This is a genomic window from Streptomyces sp. NPDC058632, assembly GCF_042717095.1.
Taxonomy (GTDB): domain Bacteria; phylum Actinomycetota; class Actinomycetes; order Streptomycetales; family Streptomycetaceae; genus Streptomyces.
The window spans coordinates 1-475 of the sequence record NZ_JBHXQZ010000066.1; positions in this window are offsets into that span (position 1 = coordinate 1).

Sequence of the window (475 nt, forward strand, 5' to 3'; positions counted from 1 at the left end):
CACGCGGTCGACGACGACGCGCGCCGTGGCGTTACCGTGGTCCGCGCCGGCGCCGGGGGCCGTGTCCGCTGCCGCGTCGGCGCCGTTGGGGGGGGGCGCGGACGCGGCAGCCGGGGTCACGCCCGCCCCGGCCAGGGCCAGGGCGCAGAGCGCGACGACGAGAGGTTTTCTCATGCGGGGGTCCCCCTTTGCGACGGATCCCGTGACGGAGGCGGCGGAATTCCGCCGGCCACCCACAGGATTGATTGACATGTGCATTGTCAATACGTCGCAAGCGGGGGACAAGACGCCGTTTCCGGCCTTCGGGCTTTCGGACCGCCGGACTTCCCGGCCCTCCGGCCGGTGAGCTCCGCCGCCCGGATCACCCTCCCCCGCGCGGGGGGGGGGGGGGGGGCCCCCCCCGGGGGGGGGCGGGGGGGGGGGTTTGGGGCGGCGTTCCCCGCGGCGTAAAAGAAAAACCCCCGGGACCGTACCA